This is a genomic window from Chryseobacterium sp. SNU WT5 (assembly GCF_007362475.1).
Taxonomy (GTDB): Bacteria; Bacteroidota; Bacteroidia; order Flavobacteriales; family Weeksellaceae; genus Kaistella.
On the sequence record NZ_CP041687.1, the window covers coordinates 2,021,115 to 2,046,568 of the forward strand.

The following is a 25,454-nucleotide window of genomic DNA, read 5'->3' on the forward strand; positions in this document are numbered from 1 at the left end:
CAATTTTAACGTTGACAGTCACCTCTGTAGGTGCTTTTTGAAAAGAATCTTCAGTTTAACAATTCTTTAACAGTAGAATGGTTTCCTTTTTGAAACTGTTGAGTTTACTGATTAATTTTAAGGAAATTTAAAAAAAGCAATTATGAAATCATTTAATGACTTCCCACAAAAAAACAATACCTCAAGCGTATTCAAAAATATATTTCTAACAGGTGCATTTTCAGTTGTTATGTTAACGGCCTGTTCTAAAGAAAAAGATACAGTCTCTGAAAAATCTTTGGATCAGCAAAAAATAGAATTTCAAACAAGACAATTAGAGATTGAGAAACAGAAGTTAGCTATTGAAAAAGAAAAGATGGCTTACGAAACTCAAAAAAAAGCAGATAGTATTGCGCAAATTCAACAAGCAAAAGCAAGTGCAAAACCACAAGTTATTAGAGAAACAAAAACAGTATACGTAAATAATTCTCCAAGAAGAGCTTCCTCTTCAGGAAATTCTAACGCAGGTTCTTCACAAGGGTCCAATCAAACTGTTGCACAGAAAAAAGGAATGAGTAAAGCTGCTAAAGGTACGATTATTGGAACTGTAGGTGGAGCAGCAGCAGGTGCAATTATAAGTAAGAAAAATCGTGGCTTAGGTGCGGTAATTGGTGGTATTGCTGGTGGAGCTACTGGTTATACAATCGGTAGAGCGCAAGATAGAAAAGACGGAAGAGTTAAACCAAGAAATTAACATTTGATCATATTTTAAAAAAAAGATTGCTTATTTTTAAGCAATCTTTTTTTATGCTTTATATCGCAGCTTTACTCATTATGCTTTTGCCTGCTTTACTGGGTATTGGGGCCCTGTTTCAAAAATACGTTTGTATTTTTACAGAAAGTATAGCTTTACAGTGTTTTACTGGGATTTTTACGGTCACTGTTATTTGGGCTGTACTCGCATTCTTCATACCGTTAGATATTGCTGTAGAAGTATCAACATTAGTGATAGGATTGCTTGCATTTTTTTATTTCAAAGTATATGTTAAACTTTGGAAGTTCTTGTGTTTCCACCGCTTCCTGTTTCTCATTCCCTTACTGATCATTGTTTTTTTTGGATCTTATTATCCTTTTATTTTAGATCATTTTGGATATTACGTTCCAACAATCAGTTGGCTTTCTGAAGTAGGTTTGGTTCAGGGCATTTCTAATCTCGATTTACTTTTGGGACAAATGTCTCTGTGGCATATTTTTCAGGCAGGATTTTCTAATTTTACAGATCCTTTTTTAAGAATAAACGTATTGGTTCTTGTAGTTTATCTGATTTACTTGTTGGAAAATAAATCGTGGATTCATTTCGTTTTTTTACCTTTTTTATTCCTGTTCAGTCAATCTCCTTCCACTGATCTACCTGTCACTGTTTTTTCATTAATTATTCTAAATGAAATGTTCCGTAGTCATAAAGACGTAGGATTTTTACTGGCATTGTCGGTCTTTGTATTTGCTATAAAACCTACCATGATTTGGTTGCCCATATTTGTTTTTCTATACAGTATTCTTATTGCAAAAAACAACTGGAAATTTATACTGCCGGGAACTTTTATCATGGTTCTATTTCTATTTAAGAATGTATGGACCTTTGGATTCCCCATATTTCCGGTACAAATTTTTGATTTTGGTTTCTTGTGGAAACCTAATCCTGAATTATTACAGAATTCTTCCGAGTTGGCACTCAGGAAAACGTATGATATGCAATACAGTTATTTAGAGATCATTCGTTTCTCATCTTTTGACTATATTAAGAATTGGTTTTTTTTAAAGGGAATCAAAAGCTACATTCACATCCTTTTTTTATTAAGTGTGATTGCTTTTTTAATTTTTGCTTTGTGCAAAAAATCAAAATTGATCTGGTTGCTTTTTATTTCAATATTTATTAAAACTATTTTGGTGCTTTTATTTTCTGCACAATATCGATTTTTCTTCGACGTCTTTTTTGTGATGATGTTTGTATTTTTTTATCGGGTAATACCTTCGAGATTAGCACTCTTCGTTTTTACTGTATTATCAGTATTTTTCTTTGGATTTTTATCTTTTCCCCGAATGGTTCAAACTTATTTTCCGAGTTTCAAGCTGGGGAATTTTATCAGCGGTGTTAGCAAAAATCAATTGATAGAACCTGCTCACTTTAAATATAATAAATACAAAGCATACCAGCTCGGTAATCTAAAATTTAATGTTGTCGATGGGTATGTCTTTAGTTTTGACACTCCTATTCCTGCAATTTCACCTCAGTTTATTAAAGAGGATTTAGATGCAGGTGTTTTTCCACAATTAAAAGGAAAAACTGTAAAAGAAGGTTTTGTATGGCGAAAGATCACCTCTGAGGAAAAAGAGAAACTTAGAAATATTTTGAAGGATTTTCGATAGGTAGTTCGTTTCTTGCTCATCAAACATGATATTAACTGATTCTAAAACCAAATTATCTCATTAACTTTGCTTTATGTTCAATTTAGGAAATTTTCTCACGCTGTCCACCTTTGGCGAAAGTCATGGGGAAGCCTATGGCGGAATTATCACCAACTTTCCAGCTGGTTTAAAAATCAATTTAGAAGAAGTTCAACATCAACTTGACCGGAGAAAACCTGGACAGAGTTCGATCGTTACCCAACGAAAAGAAAGCGATATGGTGAAATTTCTATCTGGTATATTTGATGATAAAACTACGGGAACGCCGATCGGATTTTTAATTGAGAATGAAAATCAGAAATCTAAGGATTACGATCATATCGCTAAGTCCTATCGGCCCAGTCACGCAGACTACACCTATGACCAAAAATATGGAAGACGGGATTACCGTGGTGGCGGCAAATCTTCGGCGCGCGAAACGGTTAACTGGGTCGTTGCGGGAAGTATGGCAAAACAGATTTTACCTGAAAAGGTAGAAATCAATGCCTATGTTTCGTCAGTTGGAGAAATTTTTTGCGAAAAACCCTACCAAAATTTAGACTTTTCAAAAATTGATTCTAATGATGTTCGTTGTCCCGACGCGGAAACGGCCGATAGAATGATCGACAAGATCAAAGAAATAAAAAAAGAAGGAAACACCATTGGAGGTACGATAACATGTGTTATAAAGAATCTGCCAATTGGAATTGGGGAACCTGTTTTTGGAAAGCTACAAGCTGAATTAGCAAAAGCAATGTTAAACATCAATGCCTGTAAAGGATTTGAATATGGAAGTGGATTTTGTGGTGCAAAAATGACTGGTAAGGATCACAATGATTTGTTTAATGAAGATTTTTCCACCAAAACAAACTTATCGGGTGGAATACAAGGTGGTATTTCAAATGGAATGGATATTTATTTTCGTGTGGCCTTCAAACCGGTAGCAACAATATTACGCCCGCAGGACAGTTTTGATAGCGATGGGAATCCAATTATCGTAGAAGGGAAAGGGCGCCACGACCCTTGCGTTTTACCGAGAGCCGTTCCTATTGTTGAGAATTTAGCAGCCTTCGTTTTAGCAGATCTGTATCTCATTAATAAATTGAGAAAACACACTATGTGACTTAAGTCACCTATTAATTAAAGATTTATACGGAAATTTGACAAAATAAAAAGAATGAAATCAACGATTCAAGAAGACCAGGATATCAATAACGCAGAAGCGAGTAAAAATTACTGGCAGAACGCGATCTCTTTCGATGAATACATGAAAGTTGCAGAAGAACGATTCCATAATAATCCCGATCAAAACGATGAGCATCAGGAATATTATGAATTAGGATTGCAAAGACTTAACCGTACTATCAAAACCTATAAAGTTGATCCAGCGCAATTGGAGGAGCTAAAAGCAAAAAATTTTACTGGTAAGATTTTAATTGTTTCGGAGCCTTGGTGTGGAGATGCAAGCGCCACTGTTCCTGCAGTTTCTACGTTTTTCACAGAAGCAGGTATACCGGTCAAAGTGTTCCTTCGCGATAGCGACCTTTCTCTGATTGATCAATTTCAAACCAATGGTACACAATCGATTCCGAAAGTACTGATTATTAATGACGATTTTTCCATCAAAGCAAACTGGGGTCCACGCCCGCAATACGGAAATGAACTTTTGAAAAAATTTAAAGAAAATCCAGAAACTTATCCCAGAGAAGTTTTTTACAATGACTTGCAAGTTTATTATGCCAAGAACCGGGGCAAAGATGCAATACAGGAAATTATTTCTTTACTTTAATTATTAAAACAGACTTTAGATGAAATTCATAAAGAAGAACGGGTTTTTTATTTTAGCAATGGCGTTCATCGCAGTGCTTTATATTTTCCCTTCTGTTAAGCTGAAACTTAAGGATCTTTTCTTCCCTGTCGCAGCAATAGAAAATGCAATTACATTAAGCGATGAAGATTATGATATTCAGTTAAAAGGAATCAATGTTCCAGATACCAACCTTAAAGATCTGAAAGGGAATAAGTTGGTTCTGTTGAATTTTTGGGGTACTTGGTGCCCGCCTTGTCGAGAAGAATGGCCTACCATTCAAAAACTGCATGATTCAAAAAAGGATAAAATTGATTTTGTTTTAATTGCAATGCAGGATAAAGAAGAAGATGTAAGGGCTTTCCTGAAAAAAAACAATTATTCTGCTCCCGTTTATATCGCCGAAAGTCCGATTACCAACCATGTATTACCGAAAGTTTTCCCAACAACATTTTTATTAGATAAAAATGGTAGGATCCTTTTGAAAGAGGATGGTTCCAAAGACTGGAATTCGAAATCTGTACATGAATTCATAGACAACGTTTCCCCTTAGTTTTAACAGTAATTTAGAAATTGTGGTATGGATTTTGTGATTTAGTAGATGTTCAAAACCAAAATCAAAATGAAAATTTCGAAAATTCAATTAGCTAAAGAAGCATTTAAGCATAAAGGATTCATTCAAAAGATTCCCGTGATCATTCGTATGATTAAATCCGCAACTAAAAAAGGAGGGTATAAACCTCAGTTTACAAATGTTGTAGTACCGGCTTTGGTATTGGTGTACCTAATTTCACCCATTGATATTATCCCGGATTTTATCCCTGGCATCGGTGTATTGGATGACTTTGCACTGTTGGCTTTCGCAATTCCTTTATTGGTGAAGGAAGCTGAAAAGTTTATTGCTTGGGAAGTTTCAAATAAAGCCGAAGATAAGGTGAGTGAAGCCCAAATTATAGCTTAAATTATTAATACATTTAAATAAATACCGTTTCTGAAAAGATGCGGTATTTTTTTGGAGCAAGAAGAGTAGTCTATTTTTTGATTTTCGTACCCGCTCTTCGTTGCAATCTTTTTTGCTTTCGCAAAAAAGGATTTCCGCTGCGATCGGGGCTATAATTTCAGGTAAGTTGTAAATTTACCAGAATATTTTATTACTGGCAGCGATCAGCTTTAGTAGATTTACCTTAATTTTTCTTATTATCAGAAAAAATTTAAAAAATGATTTTGTACAATTAATTTTTTATATATATCCATAAATTGTCATTATTGTATTTTCTCTGCGAACTTTGCTCAATGAAATGCCTTTGCGAAACTCAAAAAAGCGTGTAAAAAAGCATTTTTGTAATTAAATCTTTGCGTCCCGATGGCTATCGGGATTGTGTTTAGAATTTGCAACATGATTGAAAACGAACATACATTATTAATATTCTTATAAATTTTATTCAAAAAAAATCAGGAAATTTGCAGGGTGAAAACATTAATTTCAATTATTGGAACAACAGGCATTGGGAAAACCAAATTAGCCATTGAAATTGCTAAACATTTCGAAGCTGAAATCATTTCCTGTGACTCCAGACAGTTTTTCAATGAAATGAATATTGGGACCGCAACTCCTTCTGCAGAAGAATTAGCTGAGGTTCCGCATCACTTTATTGGGAATTTATCTGTCGGGGATTATTATTCTATTGGGCAATTCGAAAGAGATGCTGTACAGAAGATTGAAGATCTTTTCCATAAACATAAAGTAGTCGTATTAGTTGGTGGTAGTATGATGTATGAAAAAGCGGTAATAGAAGGCTTGCATGATCTTCCAGAAGCAAATACAGAAAATCAGCAGAAGCTTGAAAAAATCTTGGAAGAAGAAGGTATCGAAAAATTACAGAATATCCTTAAAGATTTAGATCTCGTTTATTTTTCTAAAGTAGATCGGGATAATCCAAGAAGGTTGTTTCGTGCGATTGATATTATCTGGCAAACAGGTAAAACATACACCGAGAATATTTCAGAACAGATGAATAAGCGGAATTTCGATGTTATCCGAATCGGTATTCAGGCACCACGAGAAATAATCTACGAGAGAATCAACCAACGCGTAGATTTAATGATAGAAAATGGATTGCTCGCAGAAGTACAATCTTTGATCCCCTTTAAAAATAATCTGGCTCTACAAACGGTTGGCTATTCCGAATTGTTCAAATATTTTGACGGAATTTGGACTTTAAATTTTGCCATTGAAGAAGTTAAGAAGAACTCGCGCAGATTTGCAAAAAGACAATTGACTTGGTACCGCAAAGAAGAAAACATCAATTGGGTAAATTTTGAAAATTCGGTGCAGGAATCATTATCTTTGCTCCATACTTTAAATATTAAAAAATAATACAATGGCAAATACTCCTTCAAATATGCTCGAACTTGGAACGAAAGCTCCTTTCTTTGAACTTCCAAATCCTTCACAAAGCAACGAATTGCAATCTTTGGAGGATTTAAAAGGAGAGAAAGGAACGTTGGTCTTTTTCATGTGTAATCATTGCCCATTTGTGCTGCACGTGATTGATAAATTGACAGAATTGTATGAGGATTATCAAGAGCAGGGAATTGAATTTATCGCGATCAACGCAAATGATGTCGATAAATATCCCGCTGACGCACCCGATAAAATGGTTGAATTTCAAGTAGAAAGAAAATTTGATTTCCCTTATTTATATGATGAGAGCCAGGCCATCGCCAAAGCATATGATGCTGCATGTACACCAGATTTTTTCTTTTTTGATGACAAACTGGACTTGATCTATCGCGGACAAATGGATGACTCAAGACCAGGTAATCAAAAAGAAATTACAGGTGAAGATCTAATCGTTGCCTTCGAAAATTTATTGGCAGGCGGACCGCAAGAAGAGATCCAAAAACCAAGTATGGGTTGCGGTATCAAATGGAAATAATAAGATCCTATAATACGATCTGGCGTATAGCAAAAAAAAGACAAGAATTTCAGTTCTTGTCTTTTTATTTATTTAAAGAAGGGACTGTAATTCTTCTCAAATCCAATAGTGGTGGGATTTCCATGTCCGTTGAAAACCTGAGTGTCCTCATGAAGAATAAAAAGTTTCGTTGTAATGTGCTCTAAAAGCTGTTCGTGGTTTCCTTTGTATAGATCAGTTCTGCCGATACTTCCCTCAAATAAAACATCGCCCGAAATCATGAATTTCTGGGCTCCATTATAAAAAGCAATACTTCCTGGCGAATGACCTGGTACATGTATTATTTTAAACTCATCATCTCCTAATTTAATAATTTCATCTTCCTGTAAGTAAATGATCTCACCTTCAAAAGGTTTAAAGAAAAAACCAAATCGATTAGCATCCATAGGATTTCGATCCAGGATCTCCTGATCTAATTCATGCATTAATACTGGAACTTTGTACTGATCAAAAGCTTTCTGCAAGCCCAGAACGTGATCAATATGAGCATGGGTAAGAAGAATATTCTGGACTTTCAATTGTTTGTCCTTAATAAATTTTTCTAAAACAGCTGTTTCCTCGTCTGAGAAATTTCCAGGATCGATGACAAAGGCGTCTTTATTTTCATTATAAACGACATAGGTATTTTCGGAGAAAGGATTGAAGGTGAAAGATTGAATATGCAACATGTACTTTTTTTACAAATTTAGAATCTAATTTTAAATTAAAAAATTTTAAGTCATAACAATATCTGTAATAATATTGTGTTATTGAAGCAGAAATCAGCTCATCAAAAAACATTACCTTCGTATCAATGAAATATTTACCACTTTACTTTCTGTTTTTCAGTATATTCTTCTCTGCGCAAGATATTCGCAGTGTACAGCTTTTTAATCCGCAAACAAATGATGAAACGGCGGTAATTAGGTTTAATGAAAATCTTATTTTACGATTTGATGATTTATCTAATTCGAGCACGATTTATCGTTATACTTTAAAGCATTTCGACAGAAACTGGAATGATGACGGTTTGTTTTTTACCGAATATGCCAATGGAAGTTTAAACGGGATATTAGAGACGCTTCGGTATTCATTTAATACTTCACAACCTTACACCAATTATACCTTAACGTTTCCCAATGATAAAATTCAGCCCAAGATATCGGGTAATTTTGAATTAGTGGTCTATCAGGATTCACCAAGTAAACCACTTTTTACCAAAAGATTTTGTGTAGTAGAAGATGGTGCAAATGTAGGGCTTAACATTTCCAGAACTTCTGATGCTAAAAATAGGGAGATCAATCAGAGGGTAGAAGTTCAGGCTATTGGAACCAATTCTGCAATGAATTCTAACTTAAATTCTTTGACCCTTAATGTCATACAGAATAACAATTGGCATACAGGTGTGTACAATCAAAAACCCAGTTCGAATCTCGGAAATAAAATTCTGTTTCAGCAGATGAATTTAGCATTTCCCGGGAATAATGAGTTCTATTATTTCGATAATAAAGATTTGAAACAGGCATTCGACATGGTTGCTCAAGCAGAGAATGTTGATGGAATTAATTACACCTATCTTCATCCCGTTTGGGCTTTCCCACTCAATTATCAATATCAACCCGATGTTAATGGTGCCTACTATTTTCGAAGAAATGACTTAGGAATTGAACGAAATGCAGACCGGGAAGCTGATTATTCATGGGTTTATTTCGCATTAGATTCAGAGAATACCCATAAACAAATCTATGTTTTGGGGGGCTTTAATGATTTTCAGGCAACTAAAGAAAATCAAATGATCTACGACGAAGTGACAAAAAAGTATATCGCGAAAATATATTTAAAACAAGGTTTCTATAATTATATTTTAGCCACAAAAAACGCCGATGGTTCTATGAACTTCGGCGAAATTAACGGTAATTTCTGGCAGACAGAAAACCTGTATCAAGCTTTTCTGTATTATCAGCCTTTCGGTAGAAATTATGATGGTCTGATTGGTTATGGTGAATTCAGGACTCCTGTGCGATAATTTATTTCTCTATTTTTTCAGAAGAAACGATAATTTTATAGCTTTCGCAGTCTTTAAAGCATTGGAGTGCGTTCGGTAGAGAAATACCATGGTTTAAACCAGATAAAAATCATGCAATTTTTCCTCGCACAAAGTCTTTACAACTTCAATCCAACGGTCCTCATCGTTAAGACAAGGAATGTAGTGGAAGGTTTCCCCTCCGCCATGCATAAACTGCTCTTTGCCTTCTACGGAAATTTCTTCCAGAGTTTCCAAACAATCAGAGACAAAAGCTGGGCAAACGATTGCAAGGTTTTTAATTCCTTTTTTACCCAAATTCTCTAAAGTTTCGTCTGTGTAGGGTTCCATCCATTTATCATTTCCCAATCGTGATTGGAAAGTAACCATCACTTTTTCTTTTGGTAGATTTAATTTTTTAATTACCTCTTCCGTTACTTTAAAACATTGGTGTCTGTAACAAAACTGATGACTGGGATTGTCATCTCTTGAACAACAATCATTTAAGTTACAGGTGTTTGTAGGATCAGTTTTATAGATGTGCCTTTCTGGTACCCCATGATATGAAAACTGAAGAGCATCAAAGTTTTCAGGAAGTTTCTCCCGAATACTTTCTGCGAGACAATCAATATAAATTTCACGATTATAAAATGGCTGAATATAATTGATCTTAATATCAGAAAAGTGCTTTTTGCGAACCTCTTCTGCTTTTTCAATTACGGTTTCGGTGGTACTCATCGCATATTGCGGATAGAGTGGGAATAATACGATTTCCGTGACACCTTGATCCGTCAGGTTTCGGATTCCAGTTTCTATGCTTGGTTCTGCGTACCGCATTCCAATTTCTACGGGACCATCAACGATTTTTTCCAACTTCTTTTTAATCCGTTCGGTAATAAAAATCAAAGGTGAGCCTTCATCAGTCCAAACTGTTTTATACGCTTCTGCGGATTTCTTTGGGCGGGTATTAAGAATAATCCCCTGCACGAGTAAAGATCTGAAAAACCAGCGATAATCAATCACTTTTTCATCCATTAAAAACTCATCCAAATACTCCTTTACATCTTCAACTTTCGTCGACCTTGGTGACCCGAGATTAACTAATAAAATTCCTTTTTTTGACATCTGTTTTTTATTTGGGTACCTTAAACCGCCTTTCGCTCTCGCTTTTTTATAGTTTCCTCGCCCTTCAAGAGGATTCGGGTGAGGAAAAAAAAGCTTCGTAAATCGGCGCGCAACCCAGTTATATTTTTAAAATTTTGAATTAAGAAGAAATGTTTTCCTTTCTAACATCTAACATCTAACATCTAACATCTAACATCTAAACTATCCGTTCACCGCTTCCACATGTTGAACCAACTCAGGTACAAATTGTTTCAAAAGATTTTCAATCCCACCTTTCAGCGTAGCGGTTGAGCTTGGGCAGCCGGAACACGCTCCCTGTAATAACATTTTCGCAGTTTTCGTTTCTGCGTCGTAGTCTATTAATGATATTTTTCCACCATCGCTCTCCACGGCTGGAGCAACATATTCTTTTAAAATATCCGATATTTTTTGTTCCGTTTCGGTATATTCTCTGTTGATTAATGCTTCTACTGGGCTTTCATGTTTTTGAGCAGCTGTATTGGACACGATACCACCTTTTTGAAGATATTCTGCAATAAATTCTTTTACGGTAATCATCACCTCATGCCATTCAACCGATACGTTTTTAGTAATTGCCACGAAATTATCCGAAATAAATACTTCTTTAGCAAAGTCATATTCATCAAAAATCGCTTTAGCTAAAGGGACGGCAACTGCTTCTTCTGGAGTTTTCACTTCGATAAAACCATCAAGTAGCAACGTATTCGAAACGAATTTCATCACCATTGGATTAGGTGTCATTTCAGCATAAATCAAATGCTCTTCATTTTTTTTCTGAAGATATATTCTTGGATTTGCCGCCAGTTCTTGTTCGATAATTATTTTTAGAGGATCGATAACATTTTCCCATTCTACACCATCTTGTTTCGCAACTGCAACAAAGTTTGCCGTAATAAAAATTCTTTCGACAAATGGATATTGGAATAGCTCTTTTGCTAACGGTATTTCTGTAATGTCAGAATCTCTGTCGAGCTCTAGAGATCCTGGAATCAAGTTGTAATCTGCTACAAACTTCATTACCTTTTGGTTCTCTGTGGGCTCTATAATTATTGGTCTCATTTTATTTTCCTAAATTTGATTTACAAAAATACGGATAACAAATCAGATTTCCGCATCGATATCTTAGACCTTGTCAATGAGTAATATCAGTTGATAGTAAAAAAACCAAGATTATCTTAAAACTTAATAGAATTGATTTTATCGGTCTAAATTATCAAATTGGCACATCATCAAATTAAAAAAATAAACATGGCGCTTATAAAAGAACTTTTAGGTAAAACACCGCAGATTGGAAATGATACATTTTTAGCGGAGACTGCAACGATCATCGGTGATGTTACCATGGGCACAGAATGCAGTATTTGGTACAATGCAGTTATTCGTGGTGATGTGAATTATATCAAAATGGGTGATAAAGTAAATGTTCAGGATAATGTCATGTTGCATTGCACCTATGAAAAATTTCCGCTCGTGATTGGAGACAATGTTTCAATTGGTCATAATGCAATTGTCCATGGTTGCACGATCTATGATAATGTTCTCATCGGAATGGGAGCCATAGTGATGGATGATTGTTTGGTCGAAAGTAATTCCATTGTTGGTGCAGGATCCGTAGTAATCCAGGGGACTCATATAAAATCTGGTGAAGTTTGGGCAGGAACACCAGCACGAAAAATAAAAGACATCTCCGCTGAATTATTGGAAGGTGAAGTCAACAGGATTGCTAATAATTATGTGAAATACTCTTCGTGGTATAAGGATTAATTTCCAAATATTCTACTCAATCAATTACTAATTTCTGATGCTCGGGAGTTAGTTCCTACTAATACGGCTCTTCCGTTTTCGCATTGTATAGTTGTAGGCTCTGGAACTACTGCACAATCCGACATGAGTCCATATTTGGTATTAAACACCGATTGCATTGTGGTGAAGGAAGTTATTTTTGGTACAATTTCACTCTCTAAAGTTTTAGGATAAGCGATATAAGAACTCGCTCCTCCACATGGTTTTGCTCCAATTGCTGTAAATTTCCATTCGGTTGGATCAGAACAGGTTTCAGTAGCAATTAATGAATCAATTTCTGCAATGAGTTTTTGCATTTTTAGTCGATCATCTTCTTGCGTAGAGTTATTGTGGGGTTTTTGAGAAATATCTTTTGGTAAAGTCTCCTCATCTACAACCCCTTTATTGGTAGAACAAGCGGTTAATGTTAAGACTGAAATAACGGTAATTAATAGGTTCTTCATTTGGATTTTTTCTGCACTTACAAAAATACGGTCTTTTTTATAAATCGTTTGAAAAGACATTTTCACCTCGCTCATTCAAGCCAATTTTCTTAAATTTGAACAATGGACGAATCTCTCTTTAATTTAGCCGAACATACCAATCGCAGTATTTTTCTGACCGGAAAAGCAGGAACTGGAAAAACTACTTTTCTTAACGATTTTGTTAAGAAAACCAATAAAAAACATATTGTGGTAGCTCCTACCGGTATTGCAGCAATTAATGCTGGCGGTGTCACCATTCATTCTATGTTCGGACTTCCATTGAGAACATTTGTACCTACAACCGACAGAATAGACAGCAATTTGGGGAATAATATCTCCGATTTGATGCAACACTTTAAGTACCGTAAAGACAAACTGAAGTTATTGCGCGAAATAGAAATCATCATCATCGATGAGGTTTCAATGCTGCGTGCTGATGTTTTAGATATGATGGATTTTTCGCTGAGGTTCGTTCGTCGGAATCAACAAAAATTTGGTGGTGTCCAAATGCTGTTTATCGGAGATTTGTATCAGCTCCCGCCAGTTGTAAGGGATGAACATTTTTTAGGATTGTATTATAAGTCACCCTTTTTCTTCGAAAGTTATGCCTTAAAGGAAGTGCCTTTAATTACCATAGAATTAACCACCGTTTACCGTCAGACGGACGAAGTGTTTTTGGATATTCTGAATGACATCCGGGATGGGGCAGTGGGAGATATTGATTTTGAAACTTTGAATGAAAGATATATTCCCGATTTCGAGCCAACCAATGAACCTTACGTTTATTTAACTTCTCACAACAGAATGGCCGATGAGATCAACCAGAAAAAGCTCGCCCAATTAAAGGGAAAACCTTATTTCTATAGCGCAGATATTGTTGGGAATTTTAATGAGAATCAATATCCAAATGAGGAAGAACTACAGTTGAAAGTGGGTGCGCAGGTCATGTTTATTCGGAATGATGCAAGTAGTGAAAAAAGATATTTCAATGGCAAGCTTGCAGAAGTGATGAGTTTAGATAATAAGGAAGTTACGGTCCTTATTGACGGCGATGATGAAGTTTTTACCATAAAGAAAGAAACCTGGGAACAGAAAAAATATGGTTTAGATGCAGAAAAAAATATTACAGAAGATGTTTTGGGAAGTTTCCAGCAGTATCCGATCCGTTTGGCTTGGGCTGTGACCATTCATAAATCTCAGGGCTTAACTTTTGACCGCTTGATCATCGATGCAGGGAAATCGTTTGCATCTGGACAGGTTTATGTGGCACTTTCGCGTTGCCGGACCTTAGAAGGTATCGTCTTAAAGTCTAAGATTACACCGAACGTTATTTTTGCAGACCGTAGAGTTTCTCAGTTTCAGGATGAAACCAATGCGAATGAAAAAATAGAAGAGATTCTTCAAACGGAGAAGTACGATTATAGTATTAAAAAAGTGGTCAGTGCTCTCGATTGTTCCTGGTTTAAGTATTCGCTGGAAACTTGGTTTCAATCGACCAGGACGAGTAAAGCACTTGATAAAAATAAAGCCACATATCTCTATAAAACCCTTCGACCCAAAGTTGAAAATTTTGAGAGTGTTTATGGTAAGTTTGCGAAAGTGATGCTGCAGAAAACATATAAATTTATCAATGGTAAGGAGGAGTGGAGTGAAATAGAAGACAAAGCAAAAGGGGCCGTTAATTTCTTTTTTACCAAAGTGAATTTAGAGGTATTTCAACCATTACTCGATTTTTACTCAGAGAATAAAGGGACAAAAGGTTTAAAACAATACAATGAAGATTTCCGGGTTTTTCTGGATGATTTAGAAGATTACCTGAATGATCTGAAGAAAGTTAATTTGCTCGAATCATCACTGTTCAACACCGATAACAATGTTGCCATTTCTACAAAGGTTGCTAAAATACCCTCGCACATTTTAACTTTCCAGTTATTTGAGGCGGGTAAAACCATTCCTGAAATTGCAAAAGAACGCGGTTTGGTAACCGAAACGATTTTTGGGCATTTAGCTAAGTTTGCGGAACAGGGTTTATTAGATTTAACCAGAATTTTTGATAAAGAAAAGATTAAAACTTTCGAAAAAGAATTTAAGAAAAATCCCCATGAAACATTAAATGACTGGAAAAGGGCTTTGCCGAATGATTTTGAATTCAATGAAATACGCTTATTATTAAATCACTTTACTTATAAGAAATCAAAGTAAATAACTGATTTCTAATAATTTATAACTAAGGGTGAGTTTTATAGATGAAGTAATGATTGCCATGATAAAAAAAGCAGAGGTTAAAATATAATCTCTGCTCATTTAGCTTTAAATAGGGCTGTGCTTTATGGTGAAAAATTGATTTCGTTACCTTTTAATCACAATTTTTTTCATGGGTTCCTGTGGTTTTCTATTCTGATACTTTTTAATCAAAGTATAGAAAACTAAAAAACCAAAAACGAATATTGAAATTCGTGATAGTAGGTCACCAGCTCTTGTGTAGAAAGTTTGATGTTCGTAAAGATTCACTTTTGCAAAAAGAGTCGTCTTATCTCCGTATAAAGTATCTGTAAGAATATCACCTTTTGCATCAATATGGGCAGAAATGCCACTATTGGCAGACCTCGCGATTTCACGACGGGTTTCAATCGCACGCATTCTTGCATAAGCGAGTAGTTGTTTATGTCCCTGTGTTACACCCCACCAGGAATCATTGGTCATAATTCCTAAGAAATTTGCCCCTTTTTTTACATAATCAGTTACAAACTCTCCGTAAATACTTTCATAACAAATGATTGGCGCCATTTTCCCATTGTTAAAAGGATTCTTAAAAGCTTTACGTTCCTCATCCGTTCCCAAAGAGGCAGTTGTTCCTCCCAGATTAAGCATTGCATCTCCTAAAAGGGGTTTCAATACATTGATGTAGGGGAAGATTTCCACGCCGGGAACTAGTTTTCCTTTATGGTAAACTTCAACTTTCTGATTGGGGATAATCTGTACTGCCGAGTTGTAGCTGTCCACATAAACTCCTTGTGATGTTTTGTAAGCATTTTTAGATTTATCTTTTTCATTTGGGTAAAAGCGATGGGAGGAAATACCGGTTACAAAAACTGATTTTGGATGTCCTGTTAAGAACCCTTTTACTTTATTTAAAAGTTCGCTTTGTTCAAAACCTGTTTCAGAAATAGAGCCGAATCCAGGCAAAGATGTTTCAGGGCCAATATAATAATCAATTTGCCCTTTGGAGTTTTCCTCAGCTAAAGTGAGTAGGTCATTTAAAATGGTTAAACTGTCTTTAGAATATTTTTCGGTGTAGGGATTAAGTTCTGGTTGCAACATTAAAACGTTGACGGTTCCAGTCGGTTTTAGATCGAAATTTTGGTATTTTACGATAGAAATTACCATCGGTAAAGCAATTCCTGCAAAAAGTATAACGCTGTTGATAATTAAAGGATTACGTTTTCGTCCCGCTTCCCAAATTCTTAAAGTATAGAAGGCGAACACATTCACGACTAGAATCCAAAAACTACCACCAGTTGCTCCCAGCGTATCGTACCACTGAATTAATTGGGGATAGTCGGCAAACACATTTCCTAAGTTTAGCCACGGCCATGTTAACTCCCAACTCAAATGGATCTTCTCGAAAACCATCCAGATGGCAACAAAGAAAACCAGTCCAAAATAAGTTCCCTGCGCATTTTTGTACCAATGGTAACATTGAAAAATGAAAGAATAGAATAAAGAATTCAGCAAAACTGGGACAACTACTGCGAATAATGAATGCGATCCGTCGGGGTTTCTGGCACCATATAACCATCCTGTTGTTACAATGTTCCAAATTACAAAACAAAGGTAAGTAAGACCGAAAATGGTCCAGCTTTTATTCTTGATTTTTGAAAATTTAGAAATATCGTGTTCGAGAATGAGTAAAGGAACGAGCGCGAAAAATATAAAAAATGGAATTCCGTAGGTAGGCCAGGAAATACTCAATAAGATCGCCGAGAATAAAGATAGGATAATATATTTCATAGTTTGTTTAAACTGATTATGTTTCCAAAGTTAATCAATTATTGAATTTCCACTGATACAGATGATTTGATTTATCTCAGGTTACAGGCGTTGTAGATATTCAATTCCCAGTACAATGTCCGCTTGTACCTTTTGCAACCTCCTTTTTTTTTAATATTAAATTTTAGTTCTTAAATTATTTAAAAGTGATTTTCTATTTCCACACTTACGCCGTGCATTTCGCCCGTCATTGGCGGATTTGTTTTGGTCATTCTTATTTTAATAAAAGAAATTTGCGGAAATTTTAACTTGATGTTTTTCAAAATTCTACCTGCAACGTGTTCCATCAATTTGGAGGCAACTTTCATTTCATTATGAATGATCTCATTGATTTCTGCGTAGTTAATCGTATCGAGCAAATCATCGGTTCCAACGGCTTTCCAAAGATCAGCATGAACTTCTACATTCAAAAGATAGTACGTTCCAATGAGCGTTTCTTCCGGAAGAGCACCGTGGTAGGCGTAAATTTTCAGGTCTTCTATAATTATTTTTGAAGTCATCTTTTATTAATTAAGCTCTAAATTTTATATTCAAAATACGAACCCCGCAATAGGGATGGAAGTGGAAATCCCACAGCAAGCGGTGCCATTGCGTAGGCGCGAGGAATTGCAACGGACAGCCCGGCTTTTTTTGTTTTGCTTTTGCGGAGGAAAAAAAAGATTGCCAAGAATCTCACCTTACTTAATCGTCGTAGAGAGATCCAGCATGGCTTCAATCGGTTTCAACGCTTTCAGTCGCAACTCTTCATCCATGGTGATTTCTGGTAATTCATATTTCATGCAGAGATACAGTTTTTCCAAAGTGTTTCTTTTCATATAAAAGCATTCTGAACAATTACAGGATTCATCGAAAACCAAAGCTGGTATTAGTTTTTTATGCGGTGCTCGCTTTTGCATTTCGTGCAGAATCCCTTCTTCGGTTGCCACGATAAATTCCTGAGCATCGTCTTTTTCAACAAAATTTAAAAGGCCAGAGGTGGATCCCACATAATGAGCGAGATTCAAGACCGCTTCTTCACTTTCAGGATGAGCAATCAATTTTGCCTGTGGATGATCTGCGAGTTGCTGGGCGATTCTCTCCATAGAAAAAGCTTCGTGTACGATACAGGTTCCGTCCCAAAGAATCATGTCGCGTCCGGTTTTCTTCATCAGATAGCTTCCTAGATTTTTGTCAGGTGCAAAAATAATCGGTCGGTCTTCCGGCAAAGAACGAATGATGGTTTCGGCGTTAGAACTCGTCACGATAATATCGGATTCTGCCTTTGTTTCTGCGTTGCAGTTGATGTAAGTGGCAATTAAAGCACCAGGATGTTTCGCGCGCATGGCCCGTAATCCTTCGCCGCTGCAACCGTCTGCCAATGAACATCCAGCTTGAGTGTCTGGAAGGACAACCTTCTTGGTAGGATTTAAAATTTTCGCTGCTTCTGCCATAAAATGAACCCCACAAAAAGCAATCATATCTGCGTCCGTATCTTTTGCAGCTCTGGCTAATTGCAAAGAATCACCCAAATAATCGGCGATATCCTGAATAGCAGGCGGTTGATAATAATGCGCTAAAATTACCGCATTTTTTTCTTTTTTTAAGTCCAAAATTGCCTGCACCAACTCTTCTCCTTGCGGAATGATCAGGTCGTCAATTTTTAGAAAACCTCTTACCGGCAAGTTTGCTTTTGCTTTATTTATATTTTCTGTGCTCATTATTTAAAAATCTTTAGGATTGGGATGTATAAATGTATAATTAAAATCTTGAATCAAATGTTCCGAAGAAATAATTCTGTTATTATTTTGCTCGTCTTTCTCTGTCTTGTTTTGACTTTCTAAATTTAAGATCTCTTGAATTGAAGGATGTTCAGGTGCGACAACATTATAAATTTCAGATCTTTTTTCGGAGTGAATCAAAAGGTCTACAACTGCTATAATATCTTCGAAATGAATATAATTTGCCTTTTTTTTTGGATTCTCGGGTGTTCTGTTTTTAAATATATTGTTAAGTGAACGTTCATCACCCATTAATCCTCCAAAACGTAAAATATTAGTTTGTGGATATTTCTTTGTTACCAAGGTTTCAGAGGCTGAAATATCTGCTCGTAAATGGTCTGTATCTTTTTCGGTAAAGACTTTATTTTCCGTAGGATATACGCCAGTGGAACTAAAAACCATGGTTTTTGGAAAAGTTTTCTCCAGTTTTTGAAATCCTGTGTGCCAATCATCTCTTGAAATCGGCATGCTAAAAATAGCCATGTCTACCGAATCCAGGATACTAAAGTCCGGATTTGAATTAAAATCAAGCAAATGGACCTCTTTCGCTACTTTTTGTAAAAAGTTAATTTTTTCTGGCGTGGTGGTGGTGGCAATAACATGCTCACCTTTTTCGGATAAATGTTGTGCTAACTTTTCGCCTACCCAACCACAGCCAATAATAGCAATTCTCATGATTTCAGGAAATTGATTAGTAAGTTTTCGATTTCAGTTTTCGCGTCATCCAGTTGATCATTAACTACAATTTGATCAAACTCATCTTTAAATGCTATTTCCTCGTTTGCCTTTGCAACGCGTGTTTTAATGGTTTCAAGATCATCAGTTCCGCGTGCGATTAACCTTAATTCCAAAGCCGCAACGGAAGGCGGCATAATGAAAATAGAAAGTGCTTTGTCACCAAAATACTTTTTTAGTGAAATTCCGCCTTTCACATCTACATCAAAAATGACCGCTTTTCCTTCTGCCCAGATTCTCTCGACTTCTGATTTTAAAGTTCCGTAATATTTATCAATGTACACTTCTTCAAATTCTACAAAAGCTTCTTCCGCAATCTTCGTTCGAAATTCCTCTGGATTGATAAAATGATAATCAATACCGTTTTTCTCCTCGCCTCTGGAATTTCTGGTGGTGCAGGAAATTGAAAATTCCAGTTGTGAGAATTTTTCCAGACAATGTTTTACTAAAGTCGTTTTTCCGCTACCTGATGGCGCTGAAAATATGATTACTTTTTGCATTTAATTTATTTTATAAAAAAGACAAAGAGAATATAGATAATAATTCTGCTTTTTCTTATCTATTATTATCTTAATTTCTTGTAACTACAAAACATTGAGTGTTTGTTCTTTGATTTTTTCTAGATCATCCTTCATCATCACAACAAGTTTCTGAATTTCTGCGTGATTGGCTTTTGAACCCAAGGTGTTAATCTCCCGGCCAATTTCCTGAGAAATAAAGCCAAGTTTTTTACCATTGAAGTTTTCGTTTTTCATCACTTCCAGATAATATTTTAAATGTTGCGTAAGTCTTACCTTTTCTTCAGCGATATCAAGTTTCTCTGTATAGTAAGCCATTTCCTGATAAAAACGGGTTTCATCAATCTGATCAAACTCGTTAAGGCTTTTTCGGTAACGCTCTTTCACAGCATCCATTCTTATTTCTTCATAAGGTTCTACCTGACTTAGATAATTTTCTATTTTTTTGATATTTCTTGTAAGTTCTTGATCCAGAATCTCCCCTTCTGTCTCGCGGAAATTGTCAAATTTTGCAATCGCTTCCTGAATCAGTTCCCTTAGGTAAATCCATTCATCATCGCTTAACTGATCGGATTTAGTTGAAATAACATCTGGCATTCTAACGGCCATTTTCAGATATTCGAAGTCAGGACCGTCGCTCGCAATTTTCTTTAATTCATCGATGTATAATTTTACTAAACGATGATTAATGGTGACATCATTGGTGTCATTCAGGGATTCTATATTGATATAGCAATCTACCTTCCCCCGTAGTAGCTGATCATTGAGCGCTTTTCGAACTTCGAATTCTTTTTCTCTGTATCTTAAAGGAATTTTTATATTCAGGTCAAATGATTTGCTGTTTAAGGATTTAAGATCGACGGTAATTTTTTTACCTTCAAAAACACCTTCGCTTCGTCCGAAGCCTGTCATGGATAAAATCATGTATATTCTTTATCAGACAAAGATAATTATTTCAAATCTTTTAAAGTTAATAAAAGAGACCAACAATATTGAATGAGGACAGAAAAGATTATTTTATATATTTGCATTTATAATAAAAGAATTAGAAATATGCTAAAATCGCTCTTTCATTGGAAAGTTTTGGTTAATATACTGGTAGCGGCTGCAGTATTTATCGGTCTGGTTTGGTTAACTTTTCGTTGGCTGGAAGTACATACCAATCACGGCAAAGAAATTCCTGTGCCCAACGTAGTAAATAAATCCGTACATGATGCGATTAAGATTTTAGATGATACTGGCCTGGAATATGAGGTTGATAGCTTTAAATATGATCCTAAATATCGGCCTTTTCAAGTATTGCAAATTTATCCTTCTCCTGGCTCACGTGTAAAAGGCGGAAGGACGGTATTATTGAAAGTTAATCCCAGAACTTGGGCTCAGGTTTCGGTTCCTGATATTTTGGATAGATACAAAGGTTTGGCTTTTAGACAATTGGAACAGGTTGGGTTAAAGGTAGGTGATACGATCTATGAACCGAGCATCCAGCGAGATGCTGTCCTTAGGATGATATATAATGGTGCGACCTTGAAACCGGGGGCTTTGTTACCAAGATTTACAACCATTGATCTGGTGATTGGAGCTGGTCCAAGAAGGAATATTTCGGTTCCCAATCTTGTTGGTTTAACCGTTCAGGAAGCTAAATTGATCATTGCTCAGAATCTATTCGAAATTGGGCTGGTCGAGCATGAGGACGGAGGCAGCGATGCATCAGATATTGTTTATTATCAGGATCCAGCATCTATGGATGTAAGAGATCAGGGAATGCAAATTGATATATGGGCAAGTAAAAAAACACCAGCTGAAATGGGTGCAAAAATAGCTCAGCTCAATTCAATTTATAGAATAAAGATGGATTATTCTGAGCCCACTTACTATGATGATGCACCTGTTTACAGTACACCATCTGCTCCTAGTACAGGTGGGACGCCAGAAGCTCCTAAACAGGTGGTTCCGAGAGAAGAGGCTCCCCGACCAAATGTTAATAAACAGGAAAATCCCAAACTGGCTACGGAACAAAAACCTAAAGTAACCGAGCAAAAATCCAAACCCGCAACAACTACTGCTCCCAAAACGGAAGAAAAGCCAAAAGCTAGAAAAGTTATTGTTGAGTAGGCAAAAGACAAATATGATTAAAAGCTTCGACCAATTAGTTGAAGCTTTCTTTTTAAAAATAACATGACAGAAGATACCGACCCAATTTTAGAAGACGAAAGCTTGAATCATGATTCAAACGAAGAAGAGTCTGAAGGACTTTATGAACATTTATCAATAAAGGTTGATAAAGGTCAGGAACTGCTTAGAATTGATAAATTTCTGCATATTTTTCGCCAAAATTCTTCCAGAAATAAAATTTCGCAGACTTGTCGCGCTGGCAATGTGGTTGTTAATGGCAATCCGGTAAAACAAAATTATAGGGTAAAACCCGGGGATGATATTTCTGTTTTGTTGACCCATCCGCCAAGAGAAAATGTTATTATTCCACAAGATATCCCAATCAATATTGTTTATGAAGATGATGATGTATTGGTTGTTGATAAAGAAGCCGGAATGGTAGTTCATCCTGGACATGGTAATTATGATGGCACTTTGGTTAACGCTCTCGCTTTTCATTTACAAAAGAACGGTCACCAATCAGATCTTGACCGCGTAGGTCTGGTTCACCGGATTGATAAAGATACCTCTGGACTTCTTGTAGTGGCAAAGACCGAATATGCCCTGAGTTTTCTGGCGAAACAATTTTTTGACCGTACTACCAAAAGATTGTACTGGGGTTTTGTATGGGGCAACGTAACTGAAGATGAAGGAACGATTCGAGGCAATATCGGAAGACATTTAAAAAATAGAATGCAAATGGCCGTTTTTCCAGATGGTAGTTTGGGTAAACATGCGGTAACGCATTATAAAGTTGTAGAACGCTTACGGTATATCACTTGGGTAGAATGCAAACTGGAAACCGGTAGAACGCATCAGATTAGAGCACATTTCAAACATATCGGTCATACTTTGTTTAATGATGAACGTTATGAAGGAAATCAAATTTTAAAAGGAGTAAATATGCCGAAATACAAACAGTTTATTAAAAATGTATTCGATGTTTTGCCCCGTCACGCGTTGCATGCGCATACTCTAGGTTTTACTCATCCAACTACTAAAAAAGAAATGTATTTTGAAAGTCCAATGCCAAAAGATATGGATGACGCCCTGGAAAAATGGAGAAGATATTTGGAATCTTAGAAATCGCAAACTTTTTCTATATTTGTTATAAATCCACCAACCAGTTATTATGAGAAAGATATTATTTTTATTTTTCATGGTAGTATTTTTCGGAAGCTATAAAAGCCAGGAAACTTTGCCACTTTACCAACAGTATCTCCTCGATGGTGATTTCCTATTTAATCCTGCATTATATGGAAATTCGGATGATGTAGTTCTGAATTTAAATTATCAGAAGCAGTTTTCTAATTTCGCTCAGTCACCGAATGTTCAGTCAATAGGAATGCATGCGAATGTTATTGATAGGGTAGGAGCTGGATTATCTTTTTTTAGAGACCAGAACGGACCAATCTCTTCTAATGGGATTTCTGCAGGTGCTGCTTATTTTATCCCGCTTGATGATGATGGTGAACGTAAAAGCCAGTTTTCATTCGGAACCAACGTTAATTTTTATAATATGAACATTGATTTGGGAATGCTTTATCCGAAAGATCCAGGCGATCCTTTATTAAGCAGTGAGAATATCTTTCTTGTCTATGCAAATATAGGGATGGCAGTAACGTACCGTAATTTTTTCGCTGGGGTTTCTGTAAATGATATTGCTTTAAGTAATGATATTCCCATTGTAAACGGAATCGAACCCGAACCTTCGAAAATTCTATTAAATTCCGGTTATAACTGGTATTTTAATGACGAAATCTATGTAACACCATCGGTTATGGTTAATCTAAATACCAACTCTTCAAAAATCGTGGATATTAATTTGATGGCAACCGTTTTGGGAGAAACAAATTCATTTTCTGCTGGTGCAAGCTTAAGGTCTGCGAGCAATAAATTTGGAAGTCAGAATCTGGGGGTATCTCCAATTGTAAAAGCAACCGTAAATAATTTCTTTTTTGGCGCGACTTACAATTTTGGATTGTCTGACATTCAGCAGTATGCGGGTTCCAGTTTTATGTTGAGCGTAGGTTATAAATTGGACAATTTCATCAATACCAGAGGATTTAGATACTAGATAACAGATTTCAAGAGGCAAGAGGCAAGAGCCAAGAATCAAGAGGCAAGAACCAAGAATCAAGAGCCAAGATGCCAGATTCAAGAAAATAAATTTTTGTCATCGATGAAAATGTTATACTCTTACATCTAATTTCTCGCATCTAGCATCTAACATCTAACTTTTAGCATCTAATCTCTACCATCAAATCTCTAACTTCTAGCATCTAACACTAATTTGATCTATCTTCACATTCCTTTTTGTAAACAAAAATGCAGTTATTGCAATTTTCATTTTTCTACCTCTTTAAAATCTAAAGACGAGATGATTTCGGCTATTAAAAGAGAAATAGGCCTTCGAAAAGAAGAGTTGGAAATCAAAAATTTAAAGTCACTCTATTTTGGTGGTGGGACGCCATCTATTTTAAAAGTGGATGAACTGCAATCAATTATTGATGAGGTTTTGAAATATTTTACTTTTGATTCAGATATCGAAATTACCCTGGAAGCCAATCCAGACGATTTAGAGAAGAATTTTGTAAAAGAACTATCCAGAACATCCTTTAACAGGCTGTCGATTGGGACCCAAAGCTTTTTCGATGAAGACTTGAAATTAATGAACCGCGCTCACAATGCCGGTGAGGCAGAAAGTTCCATCAAAAGAGCACAAGATTCTGGGTTTGAAAATATCAGTATTGATCTCATCTACGGATCACCAACTTCTAATTTTGAAATTTGGAAGCAGAATCTAAATAAAGTAATCGACCTCCAAGTTCCACATGTGTCTTCTTACGCCTTAACCATTGAGCCAAATACGGCTCTGAATGCATGGATCTCACAAGGAAAGATTGCTGCACCTAAAGAAGCAGAGCAGCATCAGGAATTTTTCTACATGACAGACTTTCTAAAAGACCATGGTTTTGACCATTATGAAATCTCTAATTTTGGAAAATCTGGATTTCATTCTAAGCACAATTCAGCCTATTGGAAATATCAGGAATATTTGGGGATTGGTCCCTCTGCACATTCGTATAACGGCCGCGATCAGCGAAGTTGGAATATTGCCAATAATCAGCGGTACATGAACTCCTTAAATAATAATATTTTAGCAAAAGAAACTGAAATACTCTCCGAGAAAGATCAGTTTAATGAAATGCTGATGATTGGATTACGGACCACTTGGGGTGTAGATCTGTCTTCTTTAAAGGAGAAGTGCAGTGCAGAATTATTGGAATATTTCCATAATGAAATCAAAGTGAAACTTGAAGACGGGTTTTTAGAGATTGAAAATAATCATGTAAAGATTCCGGAAAAACACTGGTTTTTAGCTGATGGCATTGCTTCAGATTTGTTTATGGTTTAGAAAATTGGTGCTGGATAATATTAGATTCTTATTCATAAATAAGATAAAACTTACATAGATCCGCAAATCGTCATTATTGTATTTTGTCTTCGAACTTTGCTAAATGAAATACCTTTGCAAAACTCAAAAAAGCGTATAAAACAGCATTTTTGTAATTAAATCTTCGCGTCCCGATGGCTATCGGGATTGCGTTTAAAA

Annotated in this window: 25 protein-coding genes; 15 read left to right on the plus strand and 10 right to left on the minus strand. The window is 35.9% G+C overall.

Annotated features, from left to right (window positions below):
- Positions 1–142: 142 nt before the first annotated feature.
- The 8 genes from FNJ88_RS09565 to FNJ88_RS09600 all read left to right on the plus strand — a co-directional run bounded on the left by FNJ88_RS09565 (position 143) and on the right by FNJ88_RS09600 (position 7,170).
- Positions 143–733 (plus strand): YMGG-like glycine zipper-containing protein, encoded by a 591-nt coding sequence (locus tag FNJ88_RS09565; RefSeq protein ID WP_143852900.1) that lies wholly within the window; start codon positions 143–145, stop codon positions 731–733.
- 53 nt (positions 734–786) lie between these two features.
- Positions 787–2,406, plus strand: a complete 1,620-nt coding sequence (locus tag FNJ88_RS09570; RefSeq protein WP_143852901.1) for an LIC_10190 family membrane protein — start codon at positions 787–789, stop codon at positions 2,404–2,406.
- Between the two features lie 73 nt (positions 2,407–2,479).
- The gene (gene aroC / locus FNJ88_RS09575) at positions 2,480–3,547 is read left to right on the plus strand and encodes a chorismate synthase (protein ID WP_143852902.1); all 1,068 of its coding nucleotides are present in this window, start codon (positions 2,480–2,482) and stop codon (positions 3,545–3,547) included.
- Between the two features lie 54 nt (positions 3,548–3,601).
- Positions 3,602–4,213 (plus strand): thioredoxin family protein, encoded by a 612-nt coding sequence (locus FNJ88_RS09580; protein WP_143852903.1) that lies wholly within the window; start codon positions 3,602–3,604, stop codon positions 4,211–4,213.
- A 19-nt stretch (positions 4,214–4,232) separates the two neighbouring features.
- Complete coding sequence (locus tag FNJ88_RS09585) at positions 4,233–4,784, plus strand: TlpA family protein disulfide reductase (RefSeq protein ID WP_143852904.1); 552 nt, start codon at positions 4,233–4,235, stop codon at positions 4,782–4,784.
- A gap of 69 nt (positions 4,785–4,853) precedes the next feature.
- Positions 4,854–5,192: a YkvA family protein gene (locus FNJ88_RS09590; protein ID WP_410494963.1), complete on the plus strand. Its 339-nt coding sequence runs from the start codon at positions 4,854–4,856 to the stop codon at positions 5,190–5,192.
- A 507-nt stretch (positions 5,193–5,699) separates the two neighbouring features.
- Positions 5,700–6,608 (plus strand): tRNA (adenosine(37)-N6)-dimethylallyltransferase MiaA, encoded by a 909-nt coding sequence (miaA, locus tag FNJ88_RS09595; protein ID WP_143852905.1) that lies wholly within the window; start codon positions 5,700–5,702, stop codon positions 6,606–6,608.
- A gap of 4 nt (positions 6,609–6,612) precedes the next feature.
- Positions 6,613–7,170: a thioredoxin family protein gene (locus FNJ88_RS09600; protein WP_143852906.1), complete on the plus strand. Its 558-nt coding sequence runs from the start codon at positions 6,613–6,615 to the stop codon at positions 7,168–7,170.
- 68 nt (positions 7,171–7,238) lie between these two features.
- On the opposite strand, the gene FNJ88_RS09605 is transcribed toward FNJ88_RS09600, so the two are convergent.
- Positions 7,239–7,877 carry an MBL fold metallo-hydrolase gene (locus FNJ88_RS09605; protein WP_143852907.1) on the minus strand — a complete coding sequence of 213 codons (639 nt, stop codon included), beginning with the start codon at positions 7,875–7,877 and terminating at the stop codon, positions 7,239–7,241.
- A 125-nt stretch (positions 7,878–8,002) separates the two neighbouring features.
- Between FNJ88_RS09605 and FNJ88_RS09610 the strand changes: the two genes are divergently transcribed.
- Positions 8,003–9,214, plus strand: a complete 1,212-nt coding sequence (locus FNJ88_RS09610; protein WP_143852908.1) for a type IX secretion system plug protein domain-containing protein — start codon at positions 8,003–8,005, stop codon at positions 9,212–9,214.
- 93 nt (positions 9,215–9,307) lie between these two features.
- Here the strand turns inward: FNJ88_RS09610 and hemH are convergent, their stop codons facing one another.
- Positions 9,308–10,336 carry a ferrochelatase gene (gene hemH / locus FNJ88_RS09615; protein WP_143852909.1) on the minus strand — a complete coding sequence of 343 codons (1,029 nt, stop codon included), beginning with the start codon at positions 10,334–10,336 and terminating at the stop codon, positions 9,308–9,310.
- 201 nt (positions 10,337–10,537) lie between these two features.
- On the minus strand, positions 10,538–11,416 hold the full coding sequence (locus tag FNJ88_RS09620; protein WP_143852910.1) for a NifU family protein: 879 nt from the start codon (positions 11,414–11,416) through the stop codon (positions 10,538–10,540).
- A gap of 189 nt (positions 11,417–11,605) precedes the next feature.
- Here FNJ88_RS09620 and FNJ88_RS09625 point away from each other — a divergent pair, with 189 nt between their 5' ends.
- On the plus strand, positions 11,606–12,121 hold the full coding sequence (locus FNJ88_RS09625) for a gamma carbonic anhydrase family protein (RefSeq protein WP_143852911.1): 516 nt from the start codon (positions 11,606–11,608) through the stop codon (positions 12,119–12,121).
- A 20-nt stretch (positions 12,122–12,141) separates the two neighbouring features.
- Here the strand turns inward: FNJ88_RS09625 and FNJ88_RS09630 are convergent, their stop codons facing one another.
- Positions 12,142–12,678, minus strand: coding sequence for a hypothetical protein (locus FNJ88_RS09630; protein ID WP_143852912.1), 537 nt, complete (start codon positions 12,676–12,678; stop codon positions 12,142–12,144).
- 27 nt (positions 12,679–12,705) lie between these two features.
- Between FNJ88_RS09630 and FNJ88_RS09635 the strand changes: the two genes are divergently transcribed.
- A complete protein-coding gene (locus FNJ88_RS09635; RefSeq protein ID WP_143852913.1) occupies positions 12,706–14,826 on the plus strand; it encodes a helix-turn-helix domain-containing protein in 2,121 nt (706 codons plus the stop codon).
- A 147-nt stretch (positions 14,827–14,973) separates the two neighbouring features.
- On the opposite strand, the gene lnt is transcribed toward FNJ88_RS09635, so the two are convergent.
- The 6 genes from lnt to FNJ88_RS09665 all read right to left on the minus strand — a co-directional run bounded on the left by lnt (position 14,974) and on the right by FNJ88_RS09665 (position 20,608).
- Positions 14,974–16,635 carry an apolipoprotein N-acyltransferase gene (gene lnt / locus FNJ88_RS09640; RefSeq protein ID WP_143852914.1) on the minus strand — a complete coding sequence of 554 codons (1,662 nt, stop codon included), beginning with the start codon at positions 16,633–16,635 and terminating at the stop codon, positions 14,974–14,976.
- A 179-nt stretch (positions 16,636–16,814) separates the two neighbouring features.
- Positions 16,815–17,174 (minus strand): dihydroneopterin aldolase, encoded by a 360-nt coding sequence (folB, locus tag FNJ88_RS09645; RefSeq protein WP_143852915.1) that lies wholly within the window; start codon positions 17,172–17,174, stop codon positions 16,815–16,817.
- A gap of 177 nt (positions 17,175–17,351) precedes the next feature.
- Positions 17,352–18,371 carry a quinolinate synthase NadA gene (gene nadA, locus FNJ88_RS09650; protein WP_143852916.1) on the minus strand — a complete coding sequence of 340 codons (1,020 nt, stop codon included), beginning with the start codon at positions 18,369–18,371 and terminating at the stop codon, positions 17,352–17,354.
- A gap of 3 nt (positions 18,372–18,374) precedes the next feature.
- Positions 18,375–19,106, minus strand: coding sequence for an NAD(P)-binding domain-containing protein (locus tag FNJ88_RS09655; RefSeq protein ID WP_143852917.1), 732 nt, complete (start codon positions 19,104–19,106; stop codon positions 18,375–18,377).
- Complete coding sequence (gene gmk, locus FNJ88_RS09660; protein ID WP_143852918.1) at positions 19,103–19,666, minus strand: guanylate kinase; 564 nt, start codon at positions 19,664–19,666, stop codon at positions 19,103–19,105. The genes FNJ88_RS09655 and gmk overlap by 4 nt, the downstream gene beginning before the upstream one ends.
- An 84-nt stretch (positions 19,667–19,750) precedes the next feature.
- Positions 19,751–20,608: a YicC/YloC family endoribonuclease gene (locus FNJ88_RS09665; RefSeq protein WP_143852919.1), complete on the minus strand. Its 858-nt coding sequence runs from the start codon at positions 20,606–20,608 to the stop codon at positions 19,751–19,753.
- Between the two features lie 129 nt (positions 20,609–20,737).
- On the opposite strand from FNJ88_RS09665, the gene FNJ88_RS09670 reads away from it, so the two are divergent.
- The 4 genes from FNJ88_RS09670 to hemW all read left to right on the plus strand — a co-directional run bounded on the left by FNJ88_RS09670 (position 20,738) and on the right by hemW (position 25,256).
- On the plus strand, positions 20,738–21,799 hold the full coding sequence (locus FNJ88_RS09670) for a PASTA domain-containing protein (protein WP_143852920.1): 1,062 nt from the start codon (positions 20,738–20,740) through the stop codon (positions 21,797–21,799).
- A 63-nt stretch (positions 21,800–21,862) separates the two neighbouring features.
- Entirely contained in the window at positions 21,863–22,921 is a 1,059-nt protein-coding gene (locus FNJ88_RS09675) for an RluA family pseudouridine synthase (protein WP_143852921.1), read from the plus strand.
- 49 nt (positions 22,922–22,970) lie between these two features.
- Positions 22,971–23,915: a type IX secretion system membrane protein PorP/SprF gene (locus FNJ88_RS09680; RefSeq protein ID WP_185145803.1), complete on the plus strand. Its 945-nt coding sequence runs from the start codon at positions 22,971–22,973 to the stop codon at positions 23,913–23,915.
- A 216-nt stretch (positions 23,916–24,131) separates the two neighbouring features.
- Positions 24,132–25,256, plus strand: a complete 1,125-nt coding sequence (gene hemW, locus FNJ88_RS09685) for a radical SAM family heme chaperone HemW (protein WP_143852923.1) — start codon at positions 24,132–24,134, stop codon at positions 25,254–25,256.
- The last annotated feature ends 198 nt before the right edge of the window (positions 25,257–25,454 follow it).